Origin of the sequence: Enterovibrio nigricans DSM 22720, from assembly GCF_900167155.1 — a bacterium.
In the GTDB taxonomy this organism is placed as follows: Bacteria; Pseudomonadota; Gammaproteobacteria; order Enterobacterales; family Vibrionaceae; genus Enterovibrio; species Enterovibrio nigricans.
Genome location: NZ_FUXU01000032.1, coordinates 40,155 through 48,205, shown reverse-complemented (window position 1 = coordinate 48,205; position 8,051 = coordinate 40,155). Strand labels below are relative to the sequence as shown.

6 protein-coding genes are annotated in these 8,051 nt (G+C 48.2%); 3 read left to right on the top strand and 3 right to left on the bottom strand.

Annotated features, from left to right (window positions below):
* Together B5D35_RS24570 and B5D35_RS12710 are read left to right on the top strand one after the other, a co-directional pair.
* On the top strand, positions 1 to 236 hold a 236-nt coding region (locus B5D35_RS24570; RefSeq protein ID WP_212567541.1), incomplete at its 5' end, for a hypothetical protein.
* Positions 237 to 254: 18 nt separating this feature from the next.
* Positions 255 to 3,824 carry an RHS repeat-associated core domain-containing protein gene (locus B5D35_RS12710; RefSeq protein ID WP_078752945.1) on the top strand — a complete coding sequence of 1,190 codons (3,570 nt, stop codon included), beginning with the start codon at positions 255 to 257 and terminating at the stop codon, positions 3,822 to 3,824.
* Here B5D35_RS12710 and B5D35_RS24905 read toward each other — a convergent pair.
* From B5D35_RS24905 to B5D35_RS12700, 3 genes are all read right to left on the bottom strand, one after another.
* Positions 3,708 to 4,025: a hypothetical protein gene (locus B5D35_RS24905; RefSeq protein ID WP_244556587.1), complete on the bottom strand. Its 318-nt coding sequence runs from the start codon at positions 4,023 to 4,025 to the stop codon at positions 3,708 to 3,710. The two genes, B5D35_RS12710 and B5D35_RS24905, sit on opposite strands and share 117 nt — an antisense overlap.
* A gap of 8 nt (positions 4,026 to 4,033) precedes the next feature.
* Positions 4,034 to 4,678: a hypothetical protein gene (locus B5D35_RS24900; protein WP_078752944.1), complete on the bottom strand. Its 645-nt coding sequence runs from the start codon at positions 4,676 to 4,678 to the stop codon at positions 4,034 to 4,036.
* 171 nt (positions 4,679 to 4,849) lie between these two features.
* A complete protein-coding gene (locus B5D35_RS12700; protein WP_244556586.1) occupies positions 4,850 to 5,530 on the bottom strand; it encodes a response regulator in 681 nt (226 codons plus the stop codon).
* A 151-nt stretch (positions 5,531 to 5,681) separates the two neighbouring features.
* Here B5D35_RS12700 and B5D35_RS12695 point away from each other — a divergent pair, with 151 nt between their 5' ends.
* Positions 5,682 to 8,045, top strand: a complete 2,364-nt coding sequence (locus tag B5D35_RS12695; protein WP_078752943.1) for a DNA polymerase II — start codon at positions 5,682 to 5,684, stop codon at positions 8,043 to 8,045.
* The last annotated feature ends 6 nt before the right edge of the window (positions 8,046 to 8,051 follow it).

Below are 8,051 nucleotides of genomic sequence, written 5' to 3'. Positions count from 1 at the left end.
TGTCCAATCTCTTTCCTACTCTCGTGCCTTTTGGCCACAGCGTATTAACCACCACTTCCGCTGATCCTCGTATAACGCACCTTACATGGATTCACTTACGTTCATCATACCGACACCCTAGCACTTACCCGATTTGTGGTTATCAGGAGGAACGTCCTCTCACGATTCCATTCCCGTCCCATGATTTACTGGACTTCGTTACATTGTCGGATCCGCTGCTTTATTCAGGATCCTAGGGTCATCTGGTGATACAGATGGTTCACTCTTATCGCGGTGAACAGCGCTTCATACGACTTCAGGTCGCACGCACAGATACGAGTAAAACAGTGTCGTTCGGACGTGAAGAGAAACGGACAAACATCCTGACACCAGATATCACTGCGAAGGCTGCTTACACCAAACAGCAGAACTTTACCTTTGAAACAACCAAAGAGGGTCTAAAACAGACTATCACAACAACGGGTCATGATGGGTTGGCGATCACTCGCTCTACACTGCGGCATGTTCACACGGGCTATCTTCTATCAGAAACGGATGGTCAAGGTGTGACGACGGCGTTTACTTACGATAAGTGCGGCCGTACTTTGACTCGAACGCAAGCTCCCGACACCAAATTTGAAAGCACAACCACATGGGAGTATGCCATTGATGATAAGGGGCCAGTCACCACTGAAACAGACGCCTCAGGCAATCAATTAAAGACCTACTTTGACGGCGCTGGCCGTGCCATTAGTGTGCAACGCTTAGACACCGACAATGATCATTGGTACGACATTGCCTCACAGAGTTATAACGCGCAGGGAGTGGTTGATACTGGTACAAGTTTCGATTGGCTTGTCGGGTCGTCAGAAACGTATTCCGTCAGTTCGACGCTATCATATGACGGCTGGGGGGGGCTGAGCAAGCAAGCACTCTCAGACGGCACCAACAGCATCAACGAAACCGACCAAATATCTCTGACCAGTACCGTATATGCCAGTGCAGACGTTGAAAGCACTGCCGACACTGACAACAATACTGTCGTTTCGGGAAAACTCACCACGACCTATGATGAACAGAGCCTTTTGCTCCTTACAGAAACCAACACGGATACGGCAAATAAAACAGTGGGTGTACGCACCTATAAGTGGGATGGCCTTGGTCGTCTGTGGCAAGAAACAGATGAGCGTGAAAACACAGTAAGTCGCACCTATGACGCCTTTGGAAGGGTCTTAACTCAGACCCTCCCCGACGACAGCGTTGTCACCCGGACCTATGCGCCCCATCTGATAGGCGATCAGGTCGCGAGTATTAGCGTGAAGGGCTTAAACGCTGACGGTAAAACACAGACTTGGCAGCTAGGTTCGCAGGAGTTTGACAGCCTTGGGCGTGTGAAGAGCAAAGTCATTGGAGGTAGAACCACCTCCTATACGTATGATGGCGTGTCGCAAGTTCCTTCTAAGGTTACCTTACCCTCAGGTAAGTCCATGCAGTATACGCATATCCCAGAGCTAGGAAATATGGTCAGCGACATGACCGCGGATGGCGTGACGCAGACGTTTTCTTATGACAAAAGCACGGCTGATTTATTGGTCGCAAAGGAAGGAGACATAGAAAACAACAACGATTGGGACTCATCCGGTAGTTTGGTGAAAGAAACATTCAGCCGAAATGGGCAAAGCTTAAACGCAGCTTACACTCACACATTGGCCGGTGAACCGCACACCTATACAGATGTTACCGGGAAACAAACAACGTATGAACGAGACAAGCATGGGCGAGTCACAACAATAACGGACGATGCATTGACAGTGACGCTGAAATACGATGAATTCGGCCAACTAGGATCTCAAACAGTAGTGGACACAGCAACACAGGCCAAATTGACCACCACGTTAACCTATGACGATTTCGGTAGAGAGCTCACACGTACAGTTGAAGACAGCAAGGGTGTTACGATCACCGTTTCTCAAACTTGGCTGCCAAACAGCCTGTTGGACACGCGAACCGTAAAACAAAGTGGCAAAGTCGTGCGTGATGAAAGTTATCACTACGACGTTCGCAATCGCCTTGACACTTACAGCGTGAAAGGGAGTGAATTGCCGCTAGACACATATGGACATGCGATGTCTGGGCAGACGTATCAGTTTGATGCCCTCAACAACTTGCTCAGTGTCACCACCACATTGGCAGACGGCAGTAGCAATACAACGGCATATCATTATGAAAACGCCGACGATCCAACCCAGCTATCCTCCCTCACACACAGCCACCACGACTACCCACAAAACATCCAACTGAAATATGACGACAATGGACGCATGATCCTTGACGACGAAGGACGCACACTGTGCTATGACACGGTTGGCAGATTAGTCGGCGTGAGTGAAAAGGGTAAAACAACCGACGCAGCAACCTATGGTTATGACGCTTTGAGTCGTTTGGTTTGTCAAAACATCGGGGATGACAAAGATCGTCAACTGTACTATCGCGACGCAGAACTGGTGAACGAGCTGTCTACGAAACAAGAACGGAAAGTTCGCCTGATTAAAGCAGCACATACCTGCCTAGGCGTTTGCGATGATGACAACCTGACGCTAACCGCTGGTGACCAAAATAATAGCCTGTTGTGGTCGCGGGAAGGAAGCCAAAGTAATGGTGTATCGCATGCTTGGTCTCCGTACGGATGCGGAGAATCAACCTCCCTTCTGCCCGGGTTTAATGGCGAACGTGTTGACCCCGTGAGTGAAACCTACCATTTAGGCAATGGCTACCGGACCTATAACCCACGGCTTATGCGATTTAACTGCCCAGATAGTTTAAGCCCATTTGATGCTGGAGGGATCAATCCTTACGCGTATTGCTCTGGCGATCCAATAAACCACGTCGATCCGTCAGGACATATGAGCGGGCAGGGAATTGCCGGCATTGTGCTTGGCGCGCTCGGGCTGGGGTTAGCAATATTCACGGGAGGAGCATCAATAGCGGCAGCAGGAAGCGTGACGGCAGCGCTCGAATCGGCATCAGCGACCTCACTGGCTGTTGGCGCGCTTGGTGTGGTGTCTGATGCAACCTCTATCGCAAGCGGCGCGTTGGAAGATTCCAACCCAGAAGCCTCCTCCACGCTAGGATGGGTATCGCTGGGGACAGGTGTAGTAGGTTTTGCTTCTGCTGTTGGTTCGGCTCGGGCTACGGGAAAAGAGTCCGCGTCAGGGCTCCAACGCGGCCCGAGCGATTTTTATAATACGCCCAGCGCATCTGGTGGCCAAATCACCAAAGGGAGCGTTCCCGTTGGTAATGCCACGAACCGCTCCCCTGAATGGCACAAGGTAAAAGTAGGCAGCAAGCGGATACTTGGTGCAGATCAGGAAATAAGAGCACATCAATTAGACGAGCCACTTCAAAGGCTCGCACGAAGGAAAAGCATGTGGTACAAGCCGAGAGATGTTGTTTTACTCTCAGGCACCCATGGTACGCCGTCGGGTAACAATTACGAGGCGGGTTGCTTTAATACAGCAAGAAGGGACCCTAAAATTCTACATAAATATTTTTATACTAATGAAGACCTCGTACGCGCTCAAAACGGCCCGCAAAAAAGTGGATTCAGACAACGAGTGATACGTGCCGTGGATATGGATGGCATGACTGTCGATCAGGTGAAGCAGTACTATGAGGATCCAAACTACCACGTGATTAATGCTTATTGTTTTGGTCGAAATGACGAAGCACTACGTTATTTCCATAATGTCCCACCAGTAAGAAGCTACCTTCGTCCAAAACACATAAAACAAGGTATTAAGGGCGGTAATATTACCTTCAAGAATGGTGACATGTTTTTGACATAAAGGCTCCGGCATCAGTGGCACTGTCGTTTCACTGACATGTTTGATACCAAAGTCACCACCCGTAAAGTGGGTGGTGGCTTCGACTTTCTCTATCGCATTTTTTTGAAACGTTCCAAGTGCATTTGCCAATTGGCCTATCTCATCTTGTCGTGCGAGGATAACGGGTTTCAGCTCTGTTTCTCCTTCTGCGAGATTGAGCATTTCTTTCGTTACCTGCTGAAGGTCTTTCGCCATATGGTCGTTAATACGATGTTGTTAACGTATTCCGCCATACGATCTGATTGCGCACGAATAGAGGCCAGTAAGAAGGCATTTTGCTGGTGGAGTTCCTTGATTAGCTGATTTCCTCTAGCGAGTGCCGCAAATACGGGTAGGATCGTGTTTCTTTCCTGTTCGCCGTTCGTGTTGTTCTGATACAAGGACAAAACCTGTTCAATCCATCCTTGGGAAAGCTGTGTTGGGTTTGATGTGAAGGCACCCACAAAGGCAGAGCCGAAAGGGTATTTGTTTAATCCATCAAGGCTAAATTGCTGCGCCATCAAGTCTTCGCGGATATATAACTCCTGCTCCACATTGCTCATTAGTTGCTGTAGCGCCTCTTTCACGTCTTTGACGCGTGATGATAGTTCAAGTGAATAAATGGGGTCGGTCAACTGCGTGGTGTAGCGAGTCAACTTTGCAGTGCGGGGTTCCAGCAGTTGCTTTTCTTTTTGGACTTGATACGGACGCGCAGATGTTGCGATGTACGGCGCCAATGCCGCAATCTGGGCAACACTTTCTGACAAGTTCAATGAAGTTTGCGCATCTGCGAGTGTCGTTTTGGTGATTTTGTCTAGAAAGTGCTGGTTTGCCACAACGTGAATAACGAAAACCCAGCCATAAGGGTTGTCAGCAAAAGTAACGCCGATAATGTCATCATCAAACAGGGGCGAATACTCTGAGACTGCATAGTGGCTAGCCAGTTCGCCTTACATGTTTCGTTACTGTCGAGTTAAAGCGATAACCCATTCCCCGCTCTGTTTTTATCAGCTGAGGAAGGCGAGGGTTTTCTCAATCTTTCGGCGAAGACGTACAATCAATACGTCGATGGTACGGTCTTGAGAATCTGAACCATATCCGTGGGTTCTTTCCATTAAGTGCTCACGAGAAAGCACTCTTCGAGGAGAAGTAACAAGTACTTCCAAAAGAGAGAATTCGCCGTGTGTTAGGGTGGGCTGGCTGCCATTGAGGTGGGTGACAGTGCGCTGTGAAAGATTGAGTGTCCAGTCATCAAATTGATAAAGAGTTTCTTCGCAGTCAACGGTAGAAATTTGTCCTGTTGATGTATCGCTTCTAAATGAGGTATTGCTTCGTCGTAACAACGCATTCACTCTGGCCGTGAACTCGCGAAGGTTGAAAGGTTTCATCATGTAATCATCGGCGGCGACCTCTAAACCAATAATGATATCGGTCTCATCGCCTTTTCCGGTCAACATCATGATTGGGATAGCGCTTTGTGCACGGAGGCTTTTCGCGAGCGTCAATCCGTCTTCGTTATCCAAACGTAAGTCGATAATGGCGAGTTCTGACGGGCCAGCGGCGAAGAGTTCGGCACCATTTGCCGCCTTAGTGACACGGTAACCTTGTTGCTGAAGTACATCGGCAAGAACGTCTCTGATGTCTTTCTCGTCGTCCACTACCACGATATGTGAGACGTGATTGTTCATAACTGCTCCTAGGTAACCTTATATCGATTTTAGCAAGGGTTATCCGTCGCGCTTATGTAAGCATAAAAATCGAGAGGTCGGTGATATGTAGAAAGAAGCACGGCATGGTTTCGGGTATACTTCGGGGGTAATAATCTGCGCTGAGGCAACATTGCAATATCAAGATGGTTTTCTTATTAGTCGACACAGCCGAGACATTGGCGATCGCACTGAACTTGTTTTTTGGGTTCAAACGCCATCTGGGCCGGCTAAGTTGCTGGTACACAATGAAAAGCCCGTTTTTTTTGTTGCTCAGGACGTTGTCAATGATGCACTGAGGGTACTGCGTTCGACCTCCATCCCATTCACTCAGAAATCACTCTCTCTAAAGAATTTTTCTTATCAGCCCGTTTCTGCGTTCTATTTCGCCACCATTCAGGCCGCTAACCGTGCTGCAAGAGAACTGATGGCAGAAGGGATTGATGCGTTGGAGTCGGATGTAAGGCTTGGTGACCGGTATCTTATGGAACGGTTCATCTGTGGCGGTTTAACGTTTGCAGGTGATGCGACACAGCGTAAAGGCTATGTAGAGTATCGAAATGTAAAAACTAAGGCTTCGGATTATACAACGTCATTGTCGCGCGTATCGCTGGATATAGAATGTTCCGAAAAAGGCGTTTTGTATTCGATTGGTTTAGACAGTGACATGGACAGCCGTGTCATCATGATCGGTGAACAGCCAGAGAACGCGCACGAGACGCCTTGGATAGAATGGGTGCCGAATGAGCTATCCTTGCTAAAAAATCTCAACCGTTGGTTTGAGACGTTCGATCCCGATGTCGTTGTTGGGTGGAGTGTTGTCGATTTTGATTTCAGATTATTGGTGAAACGAGCTGCTTTCAACCAAATAGATCTACGTTTAGGGCGCGGTGGCGAAAAAGCGCATTGGCGTGATGCCAGTAATAGCCGTCAAGGTTTTATCACGCTCCCTGGCCGAGTGGTGATTGATGGCATTGATGGCTTGAAATCGGCGACGTACAGTTTCCGATCCTGGTCGTTAGAGTCTGTTTCGCAGACGATGTTTGGCGAAGGCAAGGCTATCGACAATCCTTATGACCGCATGGATTCAATCAACCGTATGTTTCGAGACGACAAAGTCGCGCTCGCGACTTACAACCTGCAAGATTGTGTACTGGTTAATCGCATATTCAAAGAAACCCATCTTATGGAGTATCTCATCCAGCGAAGTCGTTTGACGGGGATTGAGTTGGATCGGATTGGTGGCTCTGTGGCTGCCTTCACAAACCTCTATTTGCCAAGGCTACACCGTGGCGGTTTTGTCGCGCCGACGTTAGCGAGCGAAAACTGGATTGCGAGTCCCGGTGGTTATGTCATGGACAGTAAGCCGGGTTTATACGCATCGGTATTGGTACTCGATTTTAAATCGCTCTATCCCTCAATCATTCGAACGTTTCTTATCGATCCGCAGGGGTTGATTGAGGGGCTGCACACTAAGGATGACACTGAGACGGTGCCGGGTTTTCGGGGGGGCGTGTTCCACCGAGAGAAACACTTTCTTCCTTCATTGATTGAACTCCTGTGGCGAGCGCGGGATGAAGCGAAGCGCCAAGGGGAAAAGGCCTTTTCTCAGGCCATAAAAATCATCATGAATTCATTTTATGGTGTGTTAGGTTCGTCAGGTTGTCGGTTCTTCGACCATCGACTTGCGTCGTCTATTACGATGCGCGGTCATGAAATCATGAAGATGACCAGAGAGTTGATTGAGTCTCAAGGTTACAATGTTATCTACGGTGATACGGATTCGACGTTTGTTTCGCTCGGTAAGCAATACAGTAATCAGGATGCGGATGAGATAGGAAAGGCATTAGTTTCCTTGATTAATGCGTGGTGGACTCAACACCTTATTGATGAGTATCAAATCGACTCTGCATTGGAAATTGAATACGAAACCCATTACCAAAAATTTCTTATGCCCACCATTCGTGGACAAGATACGGGCAGTAAAAAGCGATACGCGGGTTTAGTGGATAAAGACGGTGATCGACGAATTGTCTACAAAGGGTTAGAAACCGTTCGTACGGATTGGACTCCTTTAGCGCAAGAGTTCCAGCAAACGCTCTATCAACGGGTTTTTGATGGTGAAGACATTGAAGAATATGTTCGGAATACGGTGGAAGACACGTTACACGGTAACAATAAAGAGAAGTTAGTCTATCGTAAGCGGCTCAGGCGAAAGTTGTCCGATTACGAAAAAAATGTTCCTCCGCATGTGAAAGCTGCACGTAAGGCAGATGCATACAACCAGAAATTGGGCAGGTCACTGCAATACCAGCACGGAGGGTGGATAGAATACGTTATCACCACCAATGGTGCTGAGCCACTTGAGGCATTGGAAAGCCCTTACGACTATCAGCATTATGTTGATAAGCAATTAAAGCCGATTGCGGATGGTATTCTACCTTTTATTGGTAAGCGGTTTGATGAACTTTCAATGCCTCAACTAGGATTGTTCTGAAGCAAA

Bases quoted from the DNA above. Each gene is read 5' to 3' on its own strand.
- B5D35_RS12710 (WP_078752945.1), top strand. From the start codon at position 255: ATGGTTCACTCTTATCGCGGTGAACAGCGCTTCATACGACTTCAGGTC.
- B5D35_RS24905 (WP_244556587.1), bottom strand. From the start codon at position 4,025: ATGCTCAATCTCGCAGAAGGAGAAACAGAGCTGAAACCCGTTATCCTC.
- B5D35_RS12700 (WP_244556586.1), bottom strand. From the start codon at position 5,530: ATGAACAATCACGTCTCACATATCGTGGTAGTGGACGACGAGAAAGAC.